This window comes from Fimbriimonadia bacterium, assembly GCA_039961735.1.
GTDB lineage: Bacteria > Armatimonadota > Fimbriimonadia > Fimbriimonadales > JABRVX01 > JABRVX01.
Genome location: JABRVX010000020.1, coordinates 147,063 through 172,690 on the forward strand (window position 1 = coordinate 147,063; position 25,628 = coordinate 172,690).

Below are 25,628 nucleotides of genomic sequence, written 5' to 3' on the forward strand. Positions count from 1 at the left end.
AAGGTTGGGAAGAGCGTGATGAGCCCCTTCAAGTTCTGCGACATTCGCGGCGTGTATCCCGAGGAAGTGAACGAGAACCTCGCGCACAAGCTCGGGAGGGCGGTCGCCGCGCTTGCGGAGCCCGGTGCCGTGGCGGTCGCGGGCGACCTTCGCCCGAGTACTCAGTCTCTGAAGGACGCGCTCATCGCCGGACTTCTGGCCGGGGGGCGCCGGGTGCTCGATATGGGCTCTCTCCCCACGCCGGCTTACTATTTCGAGAAGGCGCGTCTTGGGGTCACGCCCGGCGTCATGGTGACCGGATCCCACAATCCGCCGAAGTACAACGGGTTCAAGCCGCAACTCGGTCGCTTTCCCATCTCGCAGGCGGACCTGACCCGGCTGGAGATCCTGAGCGCGCGGCGATGGGAACCCTCCGGTGCGGGAGCGTGTGTGCGTGTCGGCGGCCCCGACGCCTATGCCAAAGCCCTCAGCGACCGGTTCCGAGGAATGGCACCGATTCGAGTGGCGGTGGACGCGGGGAATGGTTCCCTCTGGGAACTCGCCCCGAAGGTATTTCGCGCGGTTGGCTGCGACGTGATCGAGGTGTACTGCGAGCCGGACGGAACCTTCCCGAACCGAGCCCCCAATCCCGCCGACCCGGAGAATTTGCGTGCGGTTTCAGAGGCCGTCCGCTCTCGCTCGGTCGAGCTTGGCGTCGCCTTCGACGGCGACGGCGACCGCGTTGCATTCCTGACCTCGGACGGAAAGGTGGTCGAGCCCGACCAGATGCTAGCAGTCGTGGCGAGCGAGCTATTGCGGGAATCGCCGGGAAGGGCAGTCATCCACGACCTGAAGTCGTCTCGAGTGGTGCCGGCCGTTGTGCAGGCTGCAGGCGGCGTCGCGCTATGGGAACGTTCCGGACATACCAGCATGAAGTCGCGCATGATCCGGGAGCGTGCGCTGTTCGGCGGAGAGGTCAGCGGGCACTTCTTCTTCGAGGAACTGGCGGGTGGAGACGATGGTTTGTTCGCTGCACTGCTCGTTGCCTCGCTGCTACCGCGGTGGGGGGGCCTGCGGAAACGGCTCGACAGCCTGCCGCGCTACGTGACCTTACCAGAGATACGCCTGCCGTATCCCGAGGGAAGGAAGCAGGTAATAGATACGATCCGCGCAGGGCTGGACGGTGAGGCCGACCTGACCCTCACCGACGGCGTACGTGCCGACTGGCCCGAGTGCTGGGGCATCGTGAGAGCGTCGGTTACGGAGCCCGTTTTGGCGCTGCGGTTCGAGGGCACGTCTGAGCAGGCCCTTCTCGAGGGAGCCCAACGCTTTCTGGTGCTGCTGCCCGAGCCGGCACGCGCCGAGGCGGAGGGCCGGCTGAAGCGACTGCTCGAGGAACGGCGCGTCCGAGGTAGCTAGTCTATCGAGTCCGAGGGCTGCACGTCCGAGCCGTTGTCCACGGGCGGTGCTTCGTGCACGGGCACATCCTCGGGCACACCCGCTTCGCTTCCCCCGATCACTTCCTGTACTTCACCACCGGGCGAGTCCTGAAGCGGTTGTTTGCGCTCCGAGGATGCTCGTGACTTCCGCGGTCGGGAGTAGTCGCCGCCGCCGACTGGGCCGAGCCGGTCCGGGATGGCCGACTCGTCGTACCAGGCGCCTCGTGCCGAATCGTCCATATTGGGCTGCTCCTCCGCAGCCGGCGCAGGTGGCTTTTGGAACCACCCCGCGTTGGCATACCACGGTCCCAGCACCAGGAACCCGAGCACGAAGAAGAGAGCCGGCGCGACCCCCCACATCACGATGATGCCTGCGGCACGCGCTCCCCGCTTCGGTCTCTTTCGGTCTCGTTTGTCCACGTTCTTACTGTACGTTCGGCAGCGACAGAATGTCAACATCCTGGGCGACGGCCCCGACGGCTATAATCCAGCCGAAGTGGACAGGCGCATCACAGTGTTCCTAGCCGAAGACAATCTCATGTTCTCGGCGCGTTTACGATCGGTGCTCGAGGCGGCAGGATTCGCAGTGGAGGTTTCGGACGGCGGCCTGCCGGACTCGGTTTGCTGTGACGTGATGGTGCTGAGCCTCGGCTGCCACTCGTTCGACGCACAAGTGGCAGCCGACAAAGCGCGGGAGGCGGGTGCCAAGCTGATCGGCCATGCAGGAGGGCGCGAGACCGAGATGATTGCCCTCGGCAAGCGCATCGGTTGCGACCGCATCCTCTCCAACTCACAAGCCATGACGGACATCGTCAGTGCGGTGAAGGACTTATGCGGGAGCTGAGAGTACAAACGGGCTCGGCGGAAGACACGATGCGGCTAGGTGCGGCGCTTGCGAACTGTCTCGAGGCAGGTGATGTGGTGCTCCTCGAGGGTCCTCTGGGCTGTGGCAAGACGACGTTCGTACGCGGCCTCGCCAGAGCGCTCGGAGTGGAAGGGCCGATTCGCAGCCCATCGTTCAACCTCGTCCACGAATACCGCACGTTGCCCCCTTTGGCCCATGCGGACCTGTATCGGCTCACGAATCTCGAGGAGGTGAAGTCGCTCGGCCTGGACGACCTGCTCGTCCGACATGCACTCGTGCTGGAGTGGCCGGACAGGGCCCCCGAGGCGTTCCCGGACGATGCGTTGTGGGTGAGATTCTCGTTCGTGGGGGAGGTGGAGCGTGACATCGTGCTGTGCGCACGTGGACCTCGCTCGGAGGAATTGCTGTTAGCCGTGGAGGAGCTCCTTGCGTCTGGTCGCTTTTGAAGCCAACGGGCCGCGGTGCAGCGTCGCGCTGGCCGACGAGAACGGGCCTTTCATGGACTGGTCGGGTGAGCTAGGGAACGCGGTGGCCGGCCCGATGCTCACCGCGCTGCAATCGCTTCTCGGTACGTGCAACTGGAGTCTGTCCAGCGTTGATGTGTTCGCCGCATGCGTGGGCCCTGGCTCGTTCACGGGTGTGAAGATCGCGGTGACCCTAGCGAAAACTCTTGCTCACAGCCAAGGGGTGCCCACGGTCGGTGTGGGATCGCTGGATGCGATGTCTGCAGATGTCCGGGCCGCAGACGTGTTGGCCTGCCTCTTACCAGCCAAGGCGGGACACCTGTATCTTGGAATGTATCGGCAAGGGAAGAGGGAGGGCGACCTGCGGATGCTCTCGTACGAAGAGGCTGTGGATGCGCTCGCCGAAGCAGCCCAGAACCCTCCCGTGTTCGTTGCGTCGCCAACGGAGTGGGACCATCTGCCGCCCGGGTGCGAGCAGGTCGGGTTCAGCTATCCGTCATCGGTGTCGGTTGCACGAGTTGCGGTACCCCGCGCGCTCCGAGGCGAGGTGATCCTTGCGCAGGCCCTGGTTCCCGACTATGTCGCCTCCTACTCGATCACGAAGCCCAAGAAGCCGTTCGCCGGGCGCTAGCGCCGTCGCTCAGAATGCCATGCCTTCGTAGTCGCGGAGCAGACCGATTACCTTCCCGATCACCCGCGCATCCTCTTGCTGGATGGGGATCCGCTCATAGGCCGGGTTCGCTGGCTCCAGCCACACCGAGTTGCGGTCGAAGTGCAGCCGCTTCACGGTGGCCTCGTCGCCCAGCAGCACGGCAACCAGGTCGCCGTTGTTGGCGGACTGCTGCGGCTTGATCACCACCAGGTCGCGAGGCAGAATCCCCGCGCCGGTCATGCTATCGCCTTTGACCCGAAGAAGAAACGCATCCCGCACGTTGCGCACCATTTGGCTGGGCACGGGGATACGATCCTCGACATTTTCTGAGGCGTAGATCGGTGAACCCGCAGCAATCGTGCCAATGAGCGGGAGAAGAACCACCTGCTGCTCCGGTTGGTACTCGGGATGCACGATGCGAATGCTTCTCGGGGTGTTGCCTCGCTCAATGTATCCCTTGCGCTGAAGGGCGTCGAGGTGCACCGTCACGCCTCGGAGGCTGCCGATGTTGGATGCCTTGCCGATTTCCCGAATCGAGGGGGGATATCCGTTCTTTTGCTGGTAGTCCACCAGCCACTGAAGGATCGATTCCTGTTTGGAGGTTAGTCCGCGCGTCACGTGTAAACCCCTTTCCGTCTCGATAGTGTATACGGATGTCGAGTGGTTTGTCAAGTGCCGCCTCATCCCCTTTCCTCAGCCAGCACCTACGGGCCCGTGCTACAATGAGCGGCTCTCGAACGATAACTATAAGAGAGATCCGGAATCTAGGAGTCGCAGGCGGGATGATATCGGTAACGGGGCTTCGAAACTTCCTCGGAAAACAGATGGGCTGGATCATGGTTGGCCTGTCTGTCGTCATGTTGGCATCTATGGGCCTCTACTTTGGCAGGGGCGGCGGATTCGGCGGTCGGCCGAGTGAGGAGTATGTCTTCGCCGTAATCGAGGGGCGGAAGGTAAGCGGCGAGGAGTTCTCCCGCAGGCTGAAGAGCGCTCTCGACCAAGCTCAGCAGCAGGCGGGGCGCCTTACCCCGGAGGCAGCATTCGGAGCCTATCGCCAGGTCGTCTCCGCGCTGGTCATGGAGAACGCGATGCTTGCCGACGCGGGCAGGCAAGGCATCCATGTGGATGAGAAGTCGGTGTACAAGCTCTTCGAGGACAATGCCAAAGAGCAGTTGGTCCAGATGCGAAAGCAGTTCGTGGAGCAGAAGAAGCTCAAAGAAGGCGCCTCGGAGAAGGAACTGCTCGAGGTGTATCGCAAGGAGAGCGGACGCAAGTGGGAGACGGTGCTTAAGGAGGAGCGCGCCCGCATTGACGAGCTACTGAGGAGTGAGGATGGGCGTCAGAGCCTCTTTGCCTCGGCAGCGGTTCAGGAACTCCAGAAGCGCATAATGGACTCCGTCAAGGTAGACGAGGCGACGTACAAGAAGGGTCGCGAGCAGGTCGGCCTACGCCGCATTCTCGTCAAGGCCGTAAAGAACGTTGACCCCAAGAAGCGGATTGAGGAGGCCCAGGCCAAGCTGAAGGCGGGTGCAGACTTCGACAAGCTCGTGGAGGAATACAGCGACGAGGAGCCGACCGGTCTCCCGGGCCAACAGCTCAAGAAGGGGGAAACCGCTCCGCTCGACCGGACCACGCTGGCCCGACTACCTGTTCTGAAATCGCTCGCGGACAAGGACGTGGGATACGTCTCCAGCATCATCAAGTTGGGCGAGGACTACGCCATATACAAGGTCACGTCTGTAACGCCGAAGCTGCCGGACGACTTCGATAAGAGGAAAGCTTTCTATCTCGACCAGTTCCGAGAAGAACGCCGGCGCGAGAAAGTCCAGGAATGGCAGCGCAGCATCGTCCTGAATGCTAAAGTCGAGTTCAAAGAACCGACGTGGCAGTTGCTGTACAGGCTCGTACAATACGACTGGAAGGCCAGCTTCGCCGCTACTCCGCCTAGCCCCAAGGAGCGCAACGCCCAATACATCGCATTCGTGGACGAAGCTACCGAGATGCTGAAAGCCAAGAAGGGCGTTCCGGAACCGGCTATGCTGATGAGAATGGTCCTTGCTCAGCAGCTCGTTGCCAGCCCGGACCTCACCGACCTGAAGGAGAAGGAGCGGATGCAGGCGGTGTACCGCGAGGCCCTCACGGCGGCTCTCCGCCAGTACGAGGACGCCAACGCTCGCGAGATGCTCGTCCAGGAGTACCTGAAGGACAAGAACTACAAAGCGGCTGTGGGTCAGCTCATGGCGATGGCTAAGTTCGCGTGGAACCCGAACAGCCCGGAGGACCAGCAGGTTCACTGGCGGGTGCAGTCGCACATCTCCACCATCAAGGCCGCGGGGTACAAGTCCGAAGAGCTGACCAAGCTGGAGGAGACGACCAAGAAGTTCGCCGAACGGGCGCGCGAAGCGAGGCTGCGGCAGATGCAGCGTGAGGAAGAAGATCGCAAGCGTGCGGAGGAGCAGCGGAAGCGCGCCGAAGAGCGCCGTACCGCTGAAGCTGCGAAGAAGAACGAAGGCGATGGGTCCACAGGGAAGAAACCGGGAGGCACGACTCCGGCTCCTGTGAAGCCCGAGGGGCGCTGAGCGATCTGCAGGGGTCGCCCCTTAGAGCGGCGCGATTCTGACGCGGTAATGCTTCCACTTCGCCTCGACGTAGCGATAGCGGATCTGCTCGTTCTGCCGTTCGCTCCAGCAGATGGCGACCTCGCGCAGATTGCCGAGGTGGGGCAACAGCTTGGTCGAGTTCTCGCTAGGCTCGGCGGCGTGTCCGAGCACCAAGCAGGGCTGCAAAGCCGAGGAAGACCCCGGCAATGGCGTGAGGCTCAGGAACCGGTCGGGTCAGGAAGAACTTCGAAGAGGCGGCCAGGTAGCCGTCCTCCCGACCACTGCCAGCCTTGGCCCAAGCCATGCCCTCCAAGATGAAGCCCTTTCCGTCGCGCAGCTCGTAGACACGATCGCCGTTCTTTGCCTTGATCGTGGTGCTCACGCGCAGAAGACGGATCTCCAAGTCATAGTCGGCGAGCGCGGGTTCCATCCACGCAAGTACGACACCGTCTATGAAAATGGGCGTCTCGTCCGGATCGTCCCCGTAGACTCGCAGCAGCCTGTCACCGATGTCCCCGAGGATCGCGTTGCCGTTCCAGTCCACCTCGTACAGGAGGAGGCCGAGCGGAAGCGGCATCAGCATGGAGAAGTGTGCCCCCCCAGGGGTGTCGTACGCAGTCACGCCGGTCGTGACTTGCCCGCTCGCGAAGTCAATGAAACTTCCGGAAAGCTCGATCTGACCGTTCATGTCGGTTTCGAGGACCCAGTCGCTGCCGGCATACGTGTTGGCGAACGCAGGCAGCCCGAGGGCAAGCACGGCTAAGGTGAGTCCTGTGGTAAGTGCAGTGATTCGCACGATGTGCTCTCCCCTTTTCGTGACTACCCAGGGATGGTGCGAATCGTATCAGCGAAGCTAAGTATTGTTGCCGGAATATATATCGGAGCAAAGCACGCAATGATATCCGGTATCCTATTGCCGAGGTTATTGTAACCTCGACTATGGAGAAACGCAAGTCAGTAAGCGGAAAACCAGTAATAATGCAGAAACTGCGGTTTCAGAGAGTAGTCTCATTGTGGCGGCCGACAGTCCACGGCCCCATTCGGGGCCAGCGGCTAGGAACTGACAAGGCAGAAATCGGAGAGACGACCCCGACGGGCGCCGGGGCCGTCTCGGGTGTAGGCAGGCACTTTATGGTAGTGCACCTATAGATACAAGCAGCCCTTCTTCAGAGTTCCCAGAAGTTGCGGCTTTTGGTGCGATTAGGACGACGGACCTCAGCGTCTTGCCTCGAGCGAAAGCGGATACGATGGCCATGCCGGCCTTGTTGGCGCGGAAGGTTCCGAACTGGTCAATCCAACCCGCGCCGGGAGTGCAGCCCCAGACAACCTCGGAATGAGGCACTGCCTCGCCTGTGGCCTGGTTCTTCACTTGCCAAGAAAGCGTCTGGCCGACTACTGCTTTGGCCACCTTGGGCTCCATACTCAGCGCCAAAGGGCTTGCTGTCGGCTCGGGAGCCAGGACCACAATCGCGTTAGCCGTAGGTCGTTCGGCTCCATCCGAGGGTGCACTCACTGTGAGCCCCCGCACCATCATTTGGGTGGAGCCACCGCCATCGAGATTGAGCGCGTTGTGGGCGCCGAGTGACAACATTAGGTCGGCTAGCTCGTCCAGCGTCATCCCGGAGTTCGTTGCCGATCGTCCTTCCACCACGACGAGCAGCAGGTCTCCGCCCGCAGTGTGTCCGATTGCGGTTCGAGGATGGCGCGCGGTGGCGTGCGTGGAAGCAAACCCCTGCGCCTGCCAATCAACGAACTTGGTGCCGTTGCGCACCAACCACGGTCCACCGCCAATCGCGAACTGAGCCTCCCGCCAGTTCGCGCCGTCCACGGTCTCAATCCTGAACTTCCATATGCCTCCCGAGGCGATGTCGGTGAGCAAAGTCTCTCCGCGATTATCCTTCACGAAGAGCACTGCGCCATCGGGCGGGATTGTCGCCTCCGTCACGTTGCGCTTTACCTCGACATACACAGCGTCGGAAGGGGTCGCCTCATCGAACGGTTGGCTCAGCGCGCGGAAGATGACTGCGACACCGGGCCTTGTGCACTTGGCGCGATCGCCGCCGGATGGCAGCCAGAGGACGTTCTCGCCGGGCCCGCAATCGCGATTGACGCCCGATATGGTCACCTTCGTGCCTGTGGGGCCGACGGCCTCTCCCCCGAAGGTCGGGTTGCCCACGAGCCATGCACCGTCACGGGTCCATCCGATGGCTCCTCGGTTCCGTGCGGCTTCACTGACGAGGTCGCCGTTCAGGATGCACAATCCCAGAGGGTCGCCTGTGAATGGAAAGTAATCCCCGTTGACGGCTGCAACGGCACGGTAGCGGGCAGAGATGCGACTGAGTGTCTCGCGTCCATCAGCCACACTGCCGGTCGTGATCCCCTCTCCCGCCAGCGCAACGCGCGCCGAGACTCCGTCCTTGCCTATGCCCGCCCGTACCGTGTGGATCACCATCGGCGGCGAGGTGCGGATCTCTTGCGTGTAGACCACACCAGGCGCTACGGTCTTGGCGATGCTCTGGGCAAGCAGCAGTGATAGCGGGACGACGAGGTGACTCAGCACATGATCCTCCGGCTCAAGAAGTTGCGGATTCTAGATACGTAAGAGTACCGGCCTCCGCGTCCAATCGTGCGCGAATGCCGAGAGGAAGCGTTAGTGGGGCGCTCATGTGTCCGCAAGGGAAGCCGGTCACAGTGGGCACTCCTCGACTGCCCAGGTGATCCGTGACGATACTCTCGGCGGAACGCACTCCTATCCCAGGGTCTGGCTTCTCGTCGGTGCGCGTCATCTCTCCCACCACGAAGCCTTCGGCGGGGCCGAGGAGTCCACTTTGCTTCAGGTGCTGAAGCATGGCGTCCACCCGATGGGGCTGCTCGTCCACGTCCTCGAGCAGCAGGATGCTCTCGGCGGTATCAGGCTCGTACGGGGTTCCGATGCTGTCTGTCAGAAGGCATAGGCAACCACCGAGCACGATGCCCTCTGTCGTACCCGGCGTCAGGCAGGAAGCTACCCCTTCGACTGGAAGGGTAGGCAACGGCTCGGGCACTTCCATGGCACGGAACCACATCTCGGCTACCCATGCTGGTCGCTGAACGGAGAAGGTGATCAGCATGGGGGCGTAAAGGGTAACGAGGTCGGCTTCGGCTTGGCAGGCGAGGTGGAGCATCGTCACGTCGCTGAAGCCCACGAGCAGCTTCGGGTTCTCGGCGATGACAGATGTGTCGAGGTGGTCGAGCGCACGCGCCACTCCGTAACCACCTCGTGCACAGATGACGGCGCGGATGTTCTCGTCAGCGAACATCCGCTCGATGTCTGCAGCCCGGTGCTCGTCCGGCCCCGCCAAGTAGCCGTCGCGCTCCCATAGGTGCTCACCTAGCACTGGGACGTAGCCGCGGTCCTCGAGCAGCCGCAGTCCCGTCTCGACCTGCTCCCTATCGACGGGGCTCGCTGGTGCGATGATGCCCACTCGGTCACCCGGTTGGATGTGCCTAGGTTTGGTCAAAGCTAGCTGACACCTCCTCGTATTCTTCGATCACACGCAGTACCTGCTCGAGTGTCGGGATTCCCCCGCACGCGCCCAGTTCTGCGACGCTCAGCGAAGCCGCCGCTGAGGCGAAGCGAATGGCGGCTCCCAAGGACTGTCCCTGTTGTAACCCGTACAACAGGCCCGCGCGGAAGCAGTCGCCCGCACCCGTCGTATCAACCACGCGCCGCGCCGGATAAGCAGGGAAGACGCGACTTGCATCCGGAGTGTGCAACTCGCTACCTTCCATACCCTTCGTCAGCAGAACGGTTTGCTTGGTGCGTCGAGCCCAATCGGCCGGGTCCTCCTTCAGCCAATCGAGCGAAGTGAGGTGGATGTCGGCAAAGGGCGGATTATCCTTGTGGGCATAGTCCATCGCGACGGTGTAGAGTCCGGAGGACCGCGCGTGATCCAGGGCCTTGGCTCCCAGAGTTCCGAAGTTGGAGTCCGTCGTGAACCATCCGCAGTTGCTACAGTCGAAGGGCTGCAGTTCTCCTTCAGCCAACGCCGAGAACCCTTGCCCGAACATCGTGCGTTCGCCGTCGGGAGTTACGTAGATCTGGCACACAGGGACTGTGGCTCCGGGCTCGCGAATAGCGTGGTCGAGGGGAAGGCCGGCTTGCTCGGCCAGATGCAGGAGGCGGTCGCTCTCCGCGTCGGTCCCGACCGGGTTGGGTAGAAAGCGGACAGCAGCCCCCCATTTCACCAGGTTTGCGACCGTGTTGGCGGCTTCACCCCCAAGTCCCCACGTCTCCTCACTGATTTCGACATATCCGCCGACGGGCAACCGAGGTACGCGCAGCACGCGATCGAGGCAAAAAGTGCCGTGAACGAGGATTCGGGGAGGAGAGGGATCGGCCACGGGGCTCGATTCGTTCCAGCACGGTATCATTCCTGCGCGGCCCCAATGCCTATCGAGGTTGGCGCCGCAATCGGGATGCATCATGCGCATTATTACCGCCCTGATCCTGCTTGTCTGTACGCCTGCTCTCGCCCAACAGGGCGATGGCCTGGTTCCCATTCCTGAAGGGTTCAAGCGAGCGCGCGCCATTGTCGAGGTCAGGGAGCAGCAATCCGGCACCTCGGAACTGACCGTTTCGTTCGTGGAGCCGAACTATAGCCGCGCAGCGATTGACAGGCACGCAGAGGCCTGGCGGGCGCACTCGGGCCGTCCGCTCCTCTCCTCGACAGTTTCCGAGCGCAAAGTGCCCATGCCGGACGGCAAGACGATGGTCATTACACGCTGGGTCGTGACCACCCATGGAATCGTGGACCGCAAGACGGGCGCCTTGGATGTGCAGGCCGTTGCGCGAGCATTGTCCGAGATCCAGGACCTGGACGTGCTCTGGCTGGTGCCGTCGTTTCCGTACCGTGGGTTTGGGACGTTCAAGAGCGATGCGGCAACGATGAGCGCGGTGGCAGGGCCCGACAACGTGCACATGTTCGTTCACGTCTCGGCGACCGACCCCAAGGACGTCGTCATCCCGTCCATCTTCACTGCTCCGCCGCCGGAGCAGAAGCAGTCCGTTCGCAAGCCGTGGCCGCTAGGGATGTACATCCTCGTAGCGATTGGGGGCTCAGTACTCGTGGGCGTGTTGGTATACTACGTCCTACGGCTGTCTGCCGGCGGTGAGGGCAGGTAACGCTACTGAGGCCGGAGGTTTGGTGAGCATGTCCGTTGACGTCGCCCAAAAAGACATCACCCAAATGGAGATTCCCGACTTCATACGCGTCGGATTCGAAGCTCGTGCATCGGACGTCTTCATCAAAGCCGGCTCCCCTCCTTCGATGCGCGTGGCGGGCAAGATCAGGGCAATCGAGGGACTCCCGGCGCTGACTGCCGCCGACACGAAGCGCCTCTGCTACAACTGCTTGAGCCACGAGCAGATCAGCCGCTTCGAACACCATCCCGAGCTCGACCTGGCGTTCACGGTGGAGCCCGTCGCCCGCGTCCGCGCAAACATCTATATGGAGCGGCAGCAGGTGGCGGGAGTGTTCCGCATCATCCCGCTTCATATCTACACGTTAGAGCAGCTCGGCATGCCGCCGATCCTCGCCGAGATGTGCAAAAGCCGCCAAGGGCTCATTCTGATCACCGGGCCTACCGGCTGTGGTAAGTCCACCACGCTGGCCGCGATGATTGACATTATCAACCGTGTGCGTCGTTGCCACATCGTCACTATCGAGGACCCCATCGAGTTCGTGCACGCCGATCAGCAGGCCATCGTGAGCCAGCGCGAAGTAGGAATCGATACCGAGAACTTCCAGGTCGCTCTCCGAGCCGTGGTCCGCGAAAGCCCGGACGTCATCCTTATCGGCGAGATGCGCGACCCCGAAACGATGGTGGTGGCTATGCAGGCGTCAGAAACGGGCCACCTAGTTTTCTCGACTGTCCATACGCCGAGTGCGCAGGAGACCCTCGACCGCATCATCAACATGTTCCCACCTCACGAGAAGGCCTTCTTGAGCCAGCGCCTCGCGAACTCGCTTCGCGCGATTGTCGCGCAGAAACTGGTTCCGACTGTGGACGGCAACAATCGTGTGGCAGCGGTCGAGATCATGGTGTGCACGCCCACCATCGCCAAGCTGATCGAGGACGGACACTTCGGGGAGATCTACCACGCCATCGCAGAGGGCGGCTTCTGGGGTATGCAAACGATGAACCAGTGTCTGCTGAAGTACGTGAAGGAGGGCGTGATCACGGAAGAGGTCGCCCTGGACTACGCTGGCATCGCGACCGAGCTCCGGCAGATGCTGCGCCGTGCCTAGTTGTGTCGGCACGCTAATTTGCCAGACCTGGCGCGGTGTCGCGCGAAAGCATCGTATAGGTTAGCATGAGCCTGCATCGGGTCGCATTCACGCAGATCCTCGTCTGGTCTTGTCTGCTCCTGGTCGGGGGCTGTGCGAGCGAGCCGTCCCAGCCACAACCGGTCGCTCTGTCTCCTGTAGTAGCGGGTCCCACGGACCGCGTGCTCGTCGTGCGCAACGTCGGCAGCACGATGGGGAAACAGATTTCCGACTACTACGTTGCCAAGCGCGGCATTCCGCCAACCAATGTCGTGGAGATTGACGTGAGCCCGGCCGAGGAGATCGGCCTGGCCGGATACCAGATGCACATCGAGGCACCGGTTAGGCGCGCGCTGGAGTCGGCCGCGCTCAAGGACAAGATCGACTTTATCGTATTGGCCAAAGGCACGCCTATCCGCATCAAGGAAGGTGGGTACTCCGTGGATGCCTTTCTCGGCGCCATGGACCTGAAGTTCGCTCCCATCGCGGATACCAAGGTCGAGAGCTTCCAAAGGTCTCAGAACCCGTACTTCGCCAAGCGAGAGGCTTTCAGCCGTAAGAAATACGGCTTCTACCTCGTCACTCGGCTGGACGGCTACTCGGTGGAGGATGCGAAAAGGCTGGTGGATAACTCGCTGGCGGCCAAGCCGAATAAAGGTCTCTTTTTGCTGGACCTAGATCCCAAACGCAAGGGTGGCGGATACGACGAAGTCAACAGGTCCATGCGCAACGCGGCCGCCATCCTGAAAGCTCGGGGCTTCGACGTCTACCTCGATGAGACCGAGACTTTCATGGGCCGAAAGAGCGGTCTGGCTGGCTACTATTCCTGGGGAAGCAACGACTACGCATTCGACAGCCAGGGATACAAGAGCATGCAGTTCCTGCCGGGGGCGATCTGCGAGACGGCGGTTAGCACCAGCGGACGAACTTTCTGGCCGACGAGCGGCGGGCAGAGCCTGATTGCCGACCTGATCGCAGCCGGTGTCACCGGGGTCAAGGGATACGTCTCCGAGCCCTACACCATCGGCTTGTGCCCTGCCGACATCCTGTTCGACCGCTATACCGATGGGTACAATCTGGCCGAGAGCTTCTACATGGCGACACCACTCTTGAAATGGAAGGACGTGGTGATCGGCGACCCACTCTGCGCTCCCTATGCGAAGAAGTGACTTGCCGGATGCTCTGAGAAGCGGAGCGATGGCCGAGTGGTCGATGGCGACGGTCTTGAAAACCGTATCCCGGCAACGGGACGGGGGTTCGAATCCCTCTCGCTCCGCCATCTAGCCCCGCAGTTTCACATCGGCTAACCTGGGCTTCAAGCCCCACGATCTCTTCGGTGCCGATCCTTCCTGGTCTATGATGGGCGAGTGTCGGGAGCCGTCCTCTCCATCATCGTTGGGCTAGCCCTGTTGGCATGGAGCGCAGAACGCTTCGTCCGCGGAGCGGCCGCTCTGGCGCGCGCGCTTGGTATCGCGCCCATAGCCATCGGGATGCTAGTGGTAGGGTTCGGCACCTCTGCACCGGAGCTGCTCGTCTCTGCCATCGCTGCGGCAGATCGCCAGACCCCGCTAGCTGTAGGGAATGCCTACGGATCGAACATCTTCAACATCGCTTTGGTCTTGGGCATCACGTCGCTCATCCGTCCCATCCCTGTGGAGTCGAGTCTTCTTCGAAGGGAGCTTCCCGTGCTGGCCCTGCTCACGCTGATCGGCATCGGCCAACTCGTGGATGGAGGCCTGACCAGGGCTGATGGGTTGGCTTTGCTGGCGGCGTTCGTCGTAGTGATGGTCTGGCTCTGGCGATTGGGTCATAAGGATGGAACCGACCCGGCTGCGGCAGAGAGCGAGGTGGAGTACAGCCGAAGCTCGATGAAGCCCTTGACCGCCCTGCTCTGGACCCTTTTCGGGCTCGTCACCCTCATTGCGAGTTCACGGATGCTGGTGTGGGGAGCGGAGAGCTTGGCAAGGGGTATGGGAGTGAGCGAGCTAATCATTGGTCTTACGATCGTCGCAGCGGGCACTTCGTTGCCAGAGTTAGCTTCGTCCGTAGTTGCCGCGCGGAAGGGGGAACTCCAGCTTGCTCTCGGCAATGTGGTCGGCTCCAACATCTTCAATACGCTAGCCGTTGTGGGCTTGGCGGCGGTTATCCACCCGCAGGAACTGCATCGCGACGTTCTACTCCGCGATGGGATGGTGATGAGTAGCCTGACGCTCTTCCTGTTTGTCATCGGCTACGGGTTCGGTCGTCGCGGGCTGATCAACCGGTACGAGGGAGCTATCCTCGTGATGGCCTACTGCGCATACGGGGCGTGGCTGCTCGCCGATGTCATGAAGTAGCGATGCAGCAGCGAATGGGGAGAGTATTGGCTGCAAACGCGCATTCGGCCTCAGCTGCGTGCGCACGGCAGGAGCAAGGCTCGAGAAAGCCGAATCCGTACGCGACGAGGAAGGGACGAGAGGTGAGTTCATGCTGTTGTTCGCTCTAGCGTGCTCGTTGCTTGCAGCTCAAGCCCCCAATGCAAGCAGCGTGCTGTTGCAGGACGGTGTGGAGCTGCGAGTGAGAGACGCGCAGCCCTACAAATATTGGAACTGCAGCGACACGTTCCTGGCAAAAGGGGACAAGGAAGGCAACTATGGGGCCGAGCCGGTGTTGGAGTGTGGGCCAGAGAGCCGTGCGCTGATCCGATTCACCGATCTTCGCCGAGCCATCGGTCCCGCCAAGCGAATCACTGGGGCGAAGCTGATCCTGACCTCGGCGGGCGGGAGCGCACCGCGAGAGATACGTCTGCACCGGGTGCTGGCCGATTGGCACGAGGGGTACGGGCGTCGGCGCAGCAAGACAGGTACCAAGTCCCCGTGGTCGGCGACGTGGGACTTCCGCTTCTCGCCGAGCGCGTTGTCGGGCGAGCGCTGGGCGGGCGCCGGCTGTGCCGCAGGGGGCAAAGACCTCGTCGAAAGGGCATCCGCAATCGCGCGACCTTCGCCCGGCATCGCGACCTACGAGCTTGCGGGATTGGAGGCAGACGTCCAGGGCTGGTACGACCGCGAGTACACCAACTACGGCTGGGTGATAGTAGTACAGGAAGCCGGCGTTCAGTTCGCATCGTCGGAGGCCGCAGTAGGCAGGCCGGCGCTCGAAATCTCCTTCACGGACACCGAGGAACCAGCCCGCGGGCCGGATCTGACGGTGGCATACATCGAGCGCCTGCCGGAGTTCAAGCGCTACGACCCGACCAACGCTTACACACAGAAGGAGGACAGAGGCACTCGTGTCGGCATCATGGACAAGCCGGGATTTGCCTCCGATCCAAAGTGGCCGGCGGATGGTTCGCTAGTGACCTACCGCGGACACGTACGCAACCAGGCGTTAGAGGGAGCCGTGAACGGCTTCCGATATACCTGGTCCATCAATGGAAAGGAGGTGCGTTCGGGTGAGCACACGGGAGCCGTGCAGCCCGGCGAGACCGTACTCCTGGAGATCCCCGCTATCTGGGTGAACGACCACTCGGATCATCGCATTCGCACTGTCGCGCTGCAGGTCGAGACAACGACACCTGAGGTCACTCAGAACAACAACCGACTCAGCATATACTCGCACGGCCTTAACTTCGGCATCTGGTGCGAAAAGTCGGTTGCGGACTACCTTGCATCCAAGCTGAACGGGTTGGGCAGCTACAGTTTCGAGGATTGGATTCAGTGGCAGTTCTCTCTTTGGAACGAGGTCTACATGCCCAACTCGAAGTTTTCGTTCGCTCCCGATGGTTGCTTGGAGCGTGTGCGGATTCAGCGTATTACCGTAGTGCCTGATGGCACGCTTTCGGGCGGCAATCACATTCCCGGAGGGAAGACGGACTTCAACTACGATGGCGAGTGGGGGTTCGAGTGGTCCGAGGATGACCCCGACAACGTGCGACGCTACTGCGATTACATTCGCACGAACCTCGACGGGGCGCTGATCCACGAGTGCAGTCACCAGATCGGCCTGATGGACATTTACGTGATGAACATAGACGCCAGTCTTCCGAACGGAGAGCGCGGTAAGGTGCGGCTGAAGGCCGGCGGAGAACACGTCATCACGAGGGGCAACATAGACCCCTACGGCGGCCTAATGGGTGGTGGCGACACACGGAACGACACGGTGGTGCCCGGCTTCCTCGCAATCCGCAACGAGCCCGTGCGCGATAGCAGGTTGGAGTTTCGCTTGTTCGAGCCGACAGGGCTGTATGCCGCGCTGGACGTCGGCGGTTTGAACTCGAACTTAGGTTATCGTCGCGGATTCTACGGTGAGTTTCTCTACGACCTACCTCCGCTCGTCTTTCTGCGGGCTCTGGATGGCGGTGGCAAGCCTGTGCCCAATGCCGAGCTCAGCTTCTACCAACTCAACGGCGGGCAGTTCAAGGACGAGCCGCCTGTGTTCGAGGGTGTGACGGACGAGACCGGTGTTTTCCGGCTGCCGAACAGGCCCACGGGTGAGCAGCGGGAGTTCAAGACGCTGACCGGCCACGTGTTGCGGCCCAACCCGTTCGGCCGGATCGACGTGGTGGGTGGTAACGGTGTGTTTCTGATTCGCATTCGTTACGAGGGCCAGGAGGAGTGGCAACTCCTGAAGCTGTGGGAGATGGTCACTGCCTACTACCGTGGCGCGGAATCCGTGTTGATCAAGGATGTGCACTTCACGCTCTGCCCGCGCCCCTTGGAGCCTGAGAACGTGGCAGCGGGTCGCCCGGTGACCGTGTCGTGGGCTAGCACGGAAGCCCCACGGGTTCTAACGGACGGCGATCCCAAGACTGTCTACCCGTTCCCCGCGACCCCGAACGCCTCGGTTACCATAGACCTGGGTGCCGAGCACGACGTGGGTGAGGTGACTCTCCATGCCTATGGGCGTCATGGCGACTTCTGGGGCAAATTCGACCTTTACGTTCTCTCTAACACTGGGCCCGAGGGGGCGGCCGCAGCCTTTGCCGCGGAAGAAAACTGGCAGTGGAGCATCGGACACAAGCGGGACGTGGACCCGAATGACCATGAGTGGTGGCGGCTTGCATATCGTGGAGAGCCAGTGCGAGGGCGGTATGTGCGGATCGTCAATCGGAGCGAGCGTGGAGGGCAGCTTGCGGAGATCACTGTAAGAGCAGCAGCCCCGGCGAAGAAGGACTAACGGATTGAGAAGATACTCCTATCGCGCCGTCATAGCGAGCCTAGTGCTGTTGCTATGGGCATGTGCGTTTGCAGTCGTCGAGTACACGGTGTCGGCGGCACCCGGTCAGACATACGTAGGCGTCGAGATAGTGGCTTCTGTCAAAGGGGATTCCATCCGGTTCCAGATCCCGTCGTGGACGCCCGGCGCGTATATCCGTCAGCGGCACTTCCGAGCCATCGATGACGTGAAGGCACAAGGGGCGGATGGCTCCGAACTGATAGTCACGCGCGAGGATGACATCACATGGTCTGTGTTCGCACCGGGGCAGAAGAAGCTAGTAATGACATACAGGGTTACGCGGGATGCGATTCCGAACGCTGGCCTGCAAATAGCTGGGCCGGCCACGTACATGTACGTCGTGGACAGAAAGGACGAAGCCTGTTCGGTGCACTTCGCGATCCCCGTCGGGTGGCGAGTTGCCATCGGGCTCGACCCGGCAGGTAAGAACACCTATCGCGCTCCGAACTACGACGTGCTCGCCGATGCACCCGCACAGCTCGGACACTTCAATGTGGATGAGTTTAGGGTTCGGGGAGTCACCCATCAGTGCGTCACTTTCGGCGAAGGAGCCGACCAGGTAGACCGCAAGCGTCTGGTGGCAGTATGCAAGCGCATTGCAGAGAGTCAGACCGCGTTCTTCGACGACATTCCCTATCGGCGGTATGTGTTCCTATTCTCCGTCCGCCCGGGTGCGGATGGCGGCGGTGGATTGGAACATCTGAACTCGACGAGCATCTGGATGTCAGCGGGGCTGGGTCCGCGTGTGGTCCACGTCATCGCCCATGAGTTTTTCCACCTATGGAACGTTAAACGAATCCGTCCGGCAGTGCTCGGCCCCTTCGATTATACTGGCCCGGCGCTAACACGCAACCTGTGGTGGAGCGAAGGTGTGACGGACTATTACGCCACGGTCCTCAATCAGCGTGCGGGCCTCCTCAGCCGCGACGAGTTCTTTGCTACGTGGGGACGCGACATCCTGCGTTTGCAACAGAACCCGTCTCGTCTCAAAGTATCGGCAGACGAGTGCTCCCTTCGCACGTGGGAAGGTGGAACGCACTCCGGGTACGGCGGCCTCGACTACTACCTAAAGGGCAAGTTGGTCGGTTTGTGCCTGGACCTGAAAATGCGTGATCTGACCGATGGCCGACGCAGCCTGGACGACGTGATGCGCCTGCTGTACGAGAAGTGCGGGAGAGGAATTGGACCAGGCTTTGCGGAGGACGGCATCCGAGACGCATGCATCGAGCTAGGTGGTCCAGAGATGGGTCCCTTCTACGACAAGGTGGCGCGAAGCACGGACGAGTTGCCGTTCCGTGAGATTTTTGCTGCTTTCGGGATCCGGTGTACCATGCGGACGGATGAGAATAACAGGGTGGAGTCCGTTTCGGTGACGCCGATGACCGAGATCACGCGACGCCAGGAGCGACTGCGAGATGGCTGGCTCAACGGTAAGGTTGGTGCAGTAGCAGCGCGGCCACTGCCAGAAACTACCTCTACTTCAATGACTGCACGGCCTGTTGCAGCCACTGCGTGGTGACGGACTTCGGACGCTCGATGGGTTCCATGATGCCACGTGCCAAGATAAGCTGAGCGCACATGCCGAGCACGCGTGCAACTCCGAAAAGCACGGTGTAGTACTCGAACTCCTTGAGGCCAAACTGATAGATCAGCGCGCCGCTGATAGCATCCACGTTTGGCCAGATATTCTTGGCTTTGCCCTGTTCCTTCAACACCTTCGGCACGACACGGTAGATCATCTCCACGGTCTGGATGACAGGGTTGTGACCACAGCAATCGATGCCGAAGTCCAGCAGAGCTTCGAAGCGTGGGTCGACCACTCGGAGCACGGCGTGGCCATACCCTGGGATGACGTGCCCACGATTCAACGTTTCCCAGGCATACTGGTACAGCTGCTCCTCGGTCGGCACGCCTCCGAAACGTTCCATCAGGTCCAATACCCACGCAAGGCACTCCTGGTTTGCCAACCCATGTAGCGGACCTGACAGCCCGTTCAGCCCTGCGGACACCGAATAGTAGGTATCGGAGAGGGCGGATCCAACGCAATGGGTGACATGGGCGGACACGTTGCCGCTCTCGTGATCGGAATGTAGAACTAGGTACAGACGGATGAGGTCGGCAAAGCGCTTGCTGTCGTCGAGCAGCCCCAGACAGTAAGCGTAGTTGGCGCCGAAGTCTAGGTCCTCACGTGGTGGTATGTGTGGCCCCTTCTTGAAGCGCTTGCGGTAGATGTACCCGGCGATGTCGGGCAGTTTGGCTATTAGGTTCAGGGAGTCCTCGTAGGTCGCCTCCCAATACTCTTGCTTGCGCATTTCAGGGTATGTGCGCTGAAACACCGACTCCCGAACGAGCACGAGTACCGCCGTGTTGAACATCGCCATCGGGTGTGTATCGCGATCCATCGCGTCGAGCACGTGCCATACGTACTGTGGTACATGGGCGCGGCTGCGTAGCTCGCCCTGCAGATCGTGAAGCCCCTCCTCGTCCGGAAGGTTGCCCGTGCAGAGGAGGTAGAACACCTCCTCGGGCAGTCTGTTCACCAGATCCTTGATTGGCCGTCCTCGGATGATTAGTCCTTTGTCTGGTGGGACCTCGGACGTGTCACATAGGAGAGACTTAATCCCTCGCTGCCCCCCGAGAATCTGGCCGACCGTCACTTGGTCCACCACTTTGTCGCCGTGCTCAGTCGCCAGAAGGTGAAGCTCCTCACGGCTCTTCGCGATTGTCTCGGCGAGCGCATTCTTCAGCGTTGCCAACTGGACATGCTCCTTCCTGCATCTTCGAAGGCTGAGATAGGCGGCGCTCGCTGCCGCCCAGCCCCTATGATACTACGCGGCTCGCGTCCTAGGCAGGTCGCAGGAACAGATGCGGCTCGCGCCTCATTTCACAAAGGAGATATGCGGGTGTCGAGGAACCTAGAGGCAAGCACTTGGGACGTCTCGGCGTCTCGAAACGGAGGACACGATGCGAATTGGCTTTATCATGGGCTTCGACGAGGGTCGGCTGAAGTTCGCAAAGGAGAACGGTTTCCGCTCTGCGGAGTTCGCACCTCAGACGGATGCCCCCTACCGGCCGGGGAAGCCGGGTTGGGAGCGGAAGGCAAAAGATGTGCGGGCCGCCTTCGACGCGGCGGGACTCCGCATCTCCTGTATCGCCGGCTTCTACGTGAATCACCTGGACGGGCCGGATGTCCGAGCGCATAAGAAGCTGGTGCGCGACGTTATCCTTCTGGCGGAAGCCATGAAGGTGCCGGTAGTCGGAGGTTTCGGCGGTAAGAAGTTGAACGCTCCACTGGAAGACAGCATCCCCCTGTTCAAGAAGGTGTGGACGGAGCACGCCAAGTTCGCTGAGGACCACGGCGTAAAGATCGCCTTCGAGAACTGCCCGATGGGTCCGTATCATCAGCCGCCCGGTGGTAACAACTGTATGTGCACCCCTTGGATGTGGGAAGCTTGCTTCGATGCCGTTGGCAGCAATGCGCTCGGTCTGGAGTGGGACCCCAGTCACCTCATCTGCATGTTCATTGACCCTGTGCAGACGCTGCGGAAGTTCGGCTCGCGGGTCTATCACGTGCACGCGAAGGACGCGAAGGTGAACCGCGATCTGCTTGCGGCGAACGGCGTGTGGAGCGCGGGCGCTATCGAACACTGCTTCCCTGGACTGGGTGACACGGACTGGGCGGAGTGCATCAAGGAACTGCGAAGGCAGGGCTACCACGGTGACCTGAATATCGAGGGTTGGCATGATGCCGTGTACCGCGACCATCCTCGCGGAAGGAAGATGGAAGACGAAGGCCTGATTATCGGCCTGCGGCATCTCGAGCAGTTCGTTGTTCAGGACTGAGCAGCGAGCGCTTCGGCATAGGCACGACGGGCTTCTGGGTGCATCATGCCGTCGTGATAGGCGCATAGGCCGTCGGGGCCGGCCAGCAGCACGGTCCTGACGGCTAGCTCGACTTTCTCCATCGTGCAGTGCGGAGGGATGGCGGCGAAGCCCGCGATCACCCCCGGAGACCTCTGCTGTTTGCGTTGAAGGCTCTCGGCGTCACAGCCCTGCAGCTCGGCGAGAGTCCTTCGGACAGCATCCCGTACTTCGGCAGGATCGCTGGACCAAACGGGGACGACCAATTCGTCCGGCAGGATGGCATTGGGCGCGGGTACCTGCCGCACCGCACCGAAGACGCGATTGTCGGGCGACACCTGAAGACGTATCCTCGTCCGCCCCCTCACCCGCTCCATCACCTCGGCCGAGAGCTCATCGCAGTACGCTGCTCGCGCAGCCCCTTCCGCAGCCAAGATGCGTGCTAGGTCGTCCGAACCACGGCTCACAGGCGCATTACTCTGGGAGACACGTTCCGCAGGCGACCCGAGAAGCATCCGCTTCACCAACTGCGCCAGATCCTCCGATGTCGCTCCTGTGGCCGCTCGACACCTGGGGCAGCAACACAACGATAGGGTCTCGACTAGCTGTGCCTGCGCCGGCAACTGCACCTTGTCGTGCTCGGAGCCGTGCGTGAGACCATAGAAGCCGAAGGCCTCCAACTCCAGCGTCCGGAAGGCACCCGTCATGGCGGCCCGCTCGATGAACGAGAGAATGCGCTCACGTGCCTCGGGGTGACGTGGGCACGAGGCCCAGGGGTACTCGTCACCCAAGCAGTTGAGCACCCGCTGGCCTTCTGGAGCCGGGTCCTCATGAAAGCAGACGATCCAGGCGTCCAGTGCAACGCCCGAAGCTGCGTACCGCCCGGTGAGGCTTGCCGCTTCGTCCAGCCAGCTCCTGCCCATAGGTTGCGTCGTGATGCGCGGGACGTCCGGACGATAGGTCAGCGCTCGCACGGCGTGATACCGTACGGCGACACAAACATAGTCGAGACCCATGTCGGCGTGGCGCCGGGCGCTGTCCGGTTCGGCCAGCAGATCCCACGGGTAGGCCCATACGCCTTTCTCCATCACAACAGTCCCAGTTCGTGCCCCAACCGCAGAAGGTATTTCTCCTCGATGGGCAGGAGTGTGGCTCCCGGGGCGCGAGGTTTGGCGTTGATGAAGACGCCGCGCTCAACCATCAGGCGCTTGTAGCAGGCGGTGGCGAACTCCGCGCTCTGAAACATGAAGTCCAGCAAGGGAACGAGTCTCCGCCATGAGTGAGCCAGGTCCCCGTTCGCCTCCAACTCCCTTAAGACAGATAGGTAGAGGTCTGGGAATCCGGGGCCGATGAAGAATGCCCGAGCGCCTACTTCGTACTCGAGAGGCATGAAGCGACCGCCCTGGCCCCCGATGAGCATCACTGGGCGTTCGAGACGTTGTTGGATTGCCTGCATTCTCTCGATGCTTCGGGGTGCCTCGACCTTCACACCGCACACCCATTCGTTGCGGTCGATTGCCGCGGCGATGTCCTCCGGCTGCAGTGGCGGCGGGCCGAAAAACGCTGCGTCCTGCATGATGACGGGTGCTCCCGATGCCTCAGCAGCCGTGTTCTGCATAGCCTCGAATTGCTTGGCGTTCACCACCGGGCTGAAACCAGGCCACACCATGACTGCATCGGGCTCTAGTACCCCCGCGCGATTTGCTGCGCTCCGGATCAGCGGGTAGCTCGGCTCCAGGATGCCTATCACCAGGCCGGTTCCGTCGGGCAGGGCCGCGCGAACCGTCTCGGCAGCCAGGCAACGCTCTTCGTGGGACAGCTTGTGCGCTTCGCTGGTCACGCCGTTCACGATGACCCCGCGGACGCCTAGCTCCGCGAGCCACTGGACCTCGGCGTGCAGCGCACCATAGTCCGCTTCACCTTTCGCATCGAAGGGTGTTGCAAGAACGGACCATATGCCCGCGGGAGCTGCTACTTCAGGCTCGCGCTGCTGAACCTCTGCCATCTACACGACCGTTCGACGACAGATCCGTAGCCCCTGCGGGGAGAGTAGCCGGTTGCAGGTCCAGGGGGATTCGTGATTTTTCTCATGAGCTAGGCTGCCAATTCTGCTGATGATTAGGTACTCTGTACCTATAGGCGCTCGTTCAGGCATGAGCGATGCGGCTTGGCATTGAGCGGGAGCCTAAAGAGACGATTCAAAGGAGAATCAGGCGATGTCAATCGTTCCACCGAAGCCTTCCGACCAGGGGCTGAACCCCTTTGCAGTCGCCCAGGCGCAACTCGACCACGCTGCAAAGCTGCTCGAATTGGAACCGGCCGTGCACCAGCTCCTTCGTGAACCCATGTTCGAAGTTCGTGTCCAGATCCCCATCCACATGGATGACGGCTCAGTGCGCATCTTCACCGGCTTCCGCGTGCAGTACAACAACGCCCGCGGTCCCTGCAAGGGCGGTATTCGCTTTCACCCCGACGAGACGGTGGACACCGTTCGCGCACTCGCGGCGTGGATGACGTGGAAGACGGCCGTAGTAGATATCCCCCTCGGCGGCGGGAAGGGAGGCGTGATATGCGACCCCAAGAAGCTGTCCAGAGCCGAGCTGGAGCGCCTTAGTCGAGGCTACATTCGCGCTATCGCACATGTGATAGGTCCCTACCGTGACGTTCCAGCGCCGGACGTGTACACCACGCCTCAGATCATGACTTGGATGCTAGACGAGTACGAGACGATGATCGGGCACAAGGCGCCGGGCGTCATCACGGGTAAGCCGATCCAGAGCGGTGGTTCCGAGGGTCGGGGCGATGCTACCGCGCGAGGTGGCATTTACACCGTTCGTGAAGCGGCGAAGACGCTGGGCATCGAGACGAATGGGGCCGAGGCGACCATCCAGGGCTATGGCAACGCCGGCCAGTTCGCTCACAAGCTCGGAACCGAGCTGCTCGGGCTCAAGGTGGTTGCCGTTAGCGACTCGAAGGGTGGCATCCTGTGTCCGAGCGGCCTCAAGTACGACGAAGTGCTGGAGCACAAGATGACCACGGGAAGCGTCATCAACTTCCCTGGCGCAGAGTTCATCAGCAATGAGCAGCTCTTGGAGTATCCGGCTACCGTGCTGATGCCGTCTGCGCTGGAGAATGTGCTGACAGCAGCAAACGCCCCCCGCGTGCGTCCGAAGATCATCGCCGAGCTGGCCAACGGGCCGACGACACCAGAGGCGGACGAGATCTTCTATCGCAACAACGTGTATGTCATCCCAGATTTTCTGTGCAATGCGGGTGGCGTCACGGTCAGCTACTTCGAGCAGGTGCAGAACGCCTACAACTATTACTGGGAGGTCGAGGAGATTCATCGGCAGTTGGACGCGCGAATGTCCGAGGCCTTCCACGCCGTGCACGAGATGAGTACTCGGAGCAAAGTGGACCCGCGTACCGGAGCTTACTTGGTTGCAGTTCAGCGCGTAGCGAACGCTTGCCGCCAACGTGGGTGGGTGTAGTTTCGGTCCCTCGCATGGGAGTACGCGGTCCCGCTGCACCGGGACCGCGTACTCATTAGTTCTTCAGGCGGTAGAAGCGGTATACCACGTCCTGCCGATATTGGCCAGGTCCCTGCCTATCGCGAAACCACTCGGTTCGCAGCGTCGTGTGAGGACTGACGAGAGCCTCGAGGTCCAGATACCAAGGGCTTTCCTCGACGACGACGGCGAGCCCCGGACCCGATGTCTCTCCCCACGAAGCGGTTCGGAACTCGGCCTGATTGCGGTCGTAGCCGCCTTGCCACAGGGTGCGCAGTCGGCGGGCGGTGATCTCGCCCACTAGCTCGGCGCCGGTCGGAGCGGCCCGGTCGAAGCCGAAGCGCACGCGGGCGACGCTAAGCTGAAACGACACTCCCTCAGGGCTGCGCTGGTAGTCTATCGTGGTTGCACCGGCAAACTCCGTGAGGGGTCCCCGGGCGAACTGCACCAGCACCCCCGTGTAAGCTCTCTCGCTCTCGCGCTTCTCGTACAGCGCTCCAATAAAGACGGGACCGAGGCGCTTGCCGACGAAGAGTGTGCCGCCCAGCTTCGCATCTGCGCCCAGAGGCTCCGGCCGATTGGGTAACGCACCGGCTCTCGCTTCCAACCGCCAACCCTTGCCGAAGTCGCGTCGGTAGAAACCGTAGGCCGCCACCACCTCGTTGCCGGAGTGGCCGAAACCCCACAGCACGCTGCCGAGATGTGCCCCGAGGCCCGCCACATGCGCGGCCTCGAAG

24 protein-coding genes and 1 tRNA gene are annotated in these 25,628 nt (G+C 61.7%); 14 read left to right on the forward strand and 11 right to left on the reverse strand.

What is annotated here, in order from left to right:
* Positions 1–18: 18 nt before the first annotated feature.
* Complete coding sequence (locus HRF45_07285; protein ID MEP0766324.1) at positions 19–1,398, forward strand: phosphomannomutase/phosphoglucomutase; 1,380 nt, start codon at positions 19–21, stop codon at positions 1,396–1,398.
* Here the strand turns inward: HRF45_07285 and HRF45_07290 are convergent.
* Positions 1,395–1,838, reverse strand: coding sequence for a hypothetical protein (locus tag HRF45_07290; GenBank protein MEP0766325.1), 444 nt, complete (start codon positions 1,836–1,838; stop codon positions 1,395–1,397). The two genes, HRF45_07285 and HRF45_07290, sit on opposite strands and share 4 nt — an antisense overlap.
* Here HRF45_07290 and HRF45_07295 point away from each other — a divergent pair.
* Genes HRF45_07295 through tsaB form a run of 3 tightly spaced genes read left to right on the forward strand, consistent with a single transcriptional unit; the run spans position 1,831 to position 3,378 of the window.
* Positions 1,831–2,262, forward strand: a complete 432-nt coding sequence (locus tag HRF45_07295) for a hypothetical protein (GenBank protein MEP0766326.1) — start codon at positions 1,831–1,833, stop codon at positions 2,260–2,262. The two genes, HRF45_07290 and HRF45_07295, sit on opposite strands and share 8 nt — an antisense overlap.
* A complete protein-coding gene (gene tsaE / locus HRF45_07300) occupies positions 2,250–2,729 on the forward strand; it encodes a tRNA (adenosine(37)-N6)-threonylcarbamoyltransferase complex ATPase subunit type 1 TsaE (protein MEP0766327.1) in 480 nt (159 codons plus the stop codon). The genes HRF45_07295 and tsaE overlap by 13 nt, the downstream gene beginning before the upstream one ends.
* A complete protein-coding gene (gene tsaB, locus HRF45_07305; protein MEP0766328.1) occupies positions 2,710–3,378 on the forward strand; it encodes a tRNA (adenosine(37)-N6)-threonylcarbamoyltransferase complex dimerization subunit type 1 TsaB in 669 nt (222 codons plus the stop codon). The genes tsaE and tsaB overlap by 20 nt, the downstream gene beginning before the upstream one ends.
* A gap of 9 nt (positions 3,379–3,387) precedes the next feature.
* Here the strand turns inward: tsaB and lexA are convergent, their stop codons facing one another.
* Positions 3,388–4,071 (reverse strand): transcriptional repressor LexA, encoded by a 684-nt coding sequence (lexA, locus tag HRF45_07310; protein ID MEP0766329.1) that lies wholly within the window; start codon positions 4,069–4,071, stop codon positions 3,388–3,390.
* Between the two features lie 110 nt (positions 4,072–4,181).
* Between lexA and HRF45_07315 the strand changes: the two genes are divergently transcribed.
* On the forward strand, positions 4,182–5,978 hold the full coding sequence (locus tag HRF45_07315) for a SurA N-terminal domain-containing protein (GenBank protein ID MEP0766330.1): 1,797 nt from the start codon (positions 4,182–4,184) through the stop codon (positions 5,976–5,978).
* Positions 5,979–5,999: 21 nt separating this feature from the next.
* On the opposite strand, the gene HRF45_07320 is transcribed toward HRF45_07315, so the two are convergent.
* From HRF45_07320 to HRF45_07340, 5 genes are all read right to left on the reverse strand, one after another.
* Positions 6,000–6,170 carry a hypothetical protein gene (locus HRF45_07320; GenBank protein ID MEP0766331.1) on the reverse strand — a complete coding sequence of 57 codons (171 nt, stop codon included), beginning with the start codon at positions 6,168–6,170 and terminating at the stop codon, positions 6,000–6,002.
* Positions 6,145–6,795: a hypothetical protein gene (locus tag HRF45_07325; protein ID MEP0766332.1), complete on the reverse strand. Its 651-nt coding sequence runs from the start codon at positions 6,793–6,795 to the stop codon at positions 6,145–6,147. The genes HRF45_07320 and HRF45_07325 overlap by 26 nt, the downstream gene beginning before the upstream one ends.
* Before the next feature lie 333 nt (positions 6,796–7,128).
* A complete protein-coding gene (locus HRF45_07330) occupies positions 7,129–8,559 on the reverse strand; it encodes a phosphodiester glycosidase family protein (GenBank protein MEP0766333.1) in 1,431 nt (476 codons plus the stop codon).
* 13 nt (positions 8,560–8,572) lie between these two features.
* Complete coding sequence (locus tag HRF45_07335) at positions 8,573–9,499, reverse strand: LD-carboxypeptidase (GenBank protein MEP0766334.1); 927 nt, start codon at positions 9,497–9,499, stop codon at positions 8,573–8,575.
* Entirely contained in the window at positions 9,486–10,412 is a 927-nt protein-coding gene (locus tag HRF45_07340; protein MEP0766335.1) for a carbohydrate kinase family protein, read from the reverse strand. Before HRF45_07340 ends, HRF45_07335 begins: the two co-directional genes overlap by 14 nt.
* 52 nt (positions 10,413–10,464) lie before the next feature.
* On the opposite strand from HRF45_07340, the gene HRF45_07345 reads away from it, so the two are divergent.
* The 7 genes from HRF45_07345 to HRF45_07375 all read left to right on the forward strand — a co-directional run bounded on the left by HRF45_07345 (position 10,465) and on the right by HRF45_07375 (position 19,040).
* The gene (locus HRF45_07345; GenBank protein MEP0766336.1) at positions 10,465–11,163 is read left to right on the forward strand and encodes a hypothetical protein; all 699 of its coding nucleotides are present in this window, start codon (positions 10,465–10,467) and stop codon (positions 11,161–11,163) included.
* 64 nt (positions 11,164–11,227) lie between these two features.
* The gene (locus tag HRF45_07350; protein MEP0766337.1) at positions 11,228–12,289 is read left to right on the forward strand and encodes a type IV pilus twitching motility protein PilT; all 1,062 of its coding nucleotides are present in this window, start codon (positions 11,228–11,230) and stop codon (positions 12,287–12,289) included.
* 65 nt (positions 12,290–12,354) lie between these two features.
* Entirely contained in the window at positions 12,355–13,476 is a 1,122-nt protein-coding gene (locus HRF45_07355; GenBank protein MEP0766338.1) for a TIGR03790 family protein, read from the forward strand.
* A gap of 22 nt (positions 13,477–13,498) precedes the next feature.
* A tRNA-Ser gene (locus tag HRF45_07360) sits at positions 13,499–13,586 on the forward strand.
* An 88-nt stretch (positions 13,587–13,674) separates the two neighbouring features.
* Positions 13,675–14,643, forward strand: coding sequence for a calcium/sodium antiporter (locus tag HRF45_07365; GenBank protein ID MEP0766339.1), 969 nt, complete (start codon positions 13,675–13,677; stop codon positions 14,641–14,643).
* Positions 14,644–14,773: 130 nt separating this feature from the next.
* On the forward strand, positions 14,774–17,461 hold the full coding sequence (locus tag HRF45_07370; GenBank protein MEP0766340.1) for a DNRLRE domain-containing protein: 2,688 nt from the start codon (positions 14,774–14,776) through the stop codon (positions 17,459–17,461).
* Positions 17,462–17,465: 4 nt separating this feature from the next.
* Positions 17,466–19,040 carry a M61 family metallopeptidase gene (locus tag HRF45_07375; GenBank protein ID MEP0766341.1) on the forward strand — a complete coding sequence of 525 codons (1,575 nt, stop codon included), beginning with the start codon at positions 17,466–17,468 and terminating at the stop codon, positions 19,038–19,040.
* Here HRF45_07375 and HRF45_07380 read toward each other — a convergent pair.
* On the reverse strand, positions 18,997–20,277 hold the full coding sequence (locus tag HRF45_07380) for a citrate (Si)-synthase (GenBank protein MEP0766342.1): 1,281 nt from the start codon (positions 20,275–20,277) through the stop codon (positions 18,997–18,999). The genes HRF45_07375 and HRF45_07380 overlap by 44 nt on opposite strands.
* 208 nt (positions 20,278–20,485) lie before the next feature.
* Between HRF45_07380 and HRF45_07385 the strand changes: the two genes are divergently transcribed.
* Positions 20,486–21,364: a sugar phosphate isomerase/epimerase gene (locus HRF45_07385; protein MEP0766343.1), complete on the forward strand. Its 879-nt coding sequence runs from the start codon at positions 20,486–20,488 to the stop codon at positions 21,362–21,364.
* On the opposite strand, the gene HRF45_07390 is transcribed toward HRF45_07385, so the two are convergent.
* Positions 21,355–22,470 carry a hypothetical protein gene (locus tag HRF45_07390; GenBank protein ID MEP0766344.1) on the reverse strand — a complete coding sequence of 372 codons (1,116 nt, stop codon included), beginning with the start codon at positions 22,468–22,470 and terminating at the stop codon, positions 21,355–21,357. The genes HRF45_07385 and HRF45_07390 overlap by 10 nt on opposite strands.
* Entirely contained in the window at positions 22,470–23,387 is a 918-nt protein-coding gene (locus HRF45_07395) for a dihydrodipicolinate synthase family protein (protein ID MEP0766345.1), read from the reverse strand. Before HRF45_07395 ends, HRF45_07390 begins: the two co-directional genes overlap by 1 nt.
* A 211-nt stretch (positions 23,388–23,598) precedes the next feature.
* On the opposite strand from HRF45_07395, the gene HRF45_07400 reads away from it, so the two are divergent.
* Positions 23,599–24,873, forward strand: coding sequence for a Glu/Leu/Phe/Val dehydrogenase (locus HRF45_07400; protein ID MEP0766346.1), 1,275 nt, complete (start codon positions 23,599–23,601; stop codon positions 24,871–24,873).
* A gap of 55 nt (positions 24,874–24,928) precedes the next feature.
* On the opposite strand, the gene HRF45_07405 is transcribed toward HRF45_07400, so the two are convergent.
* The coding region (locus tag HRF45_07405; protein MEP0766347.1) for a hypothetical protein at positions 24,929–25,628 on the reverse strand (700 nt) is incomplete at its 5' end.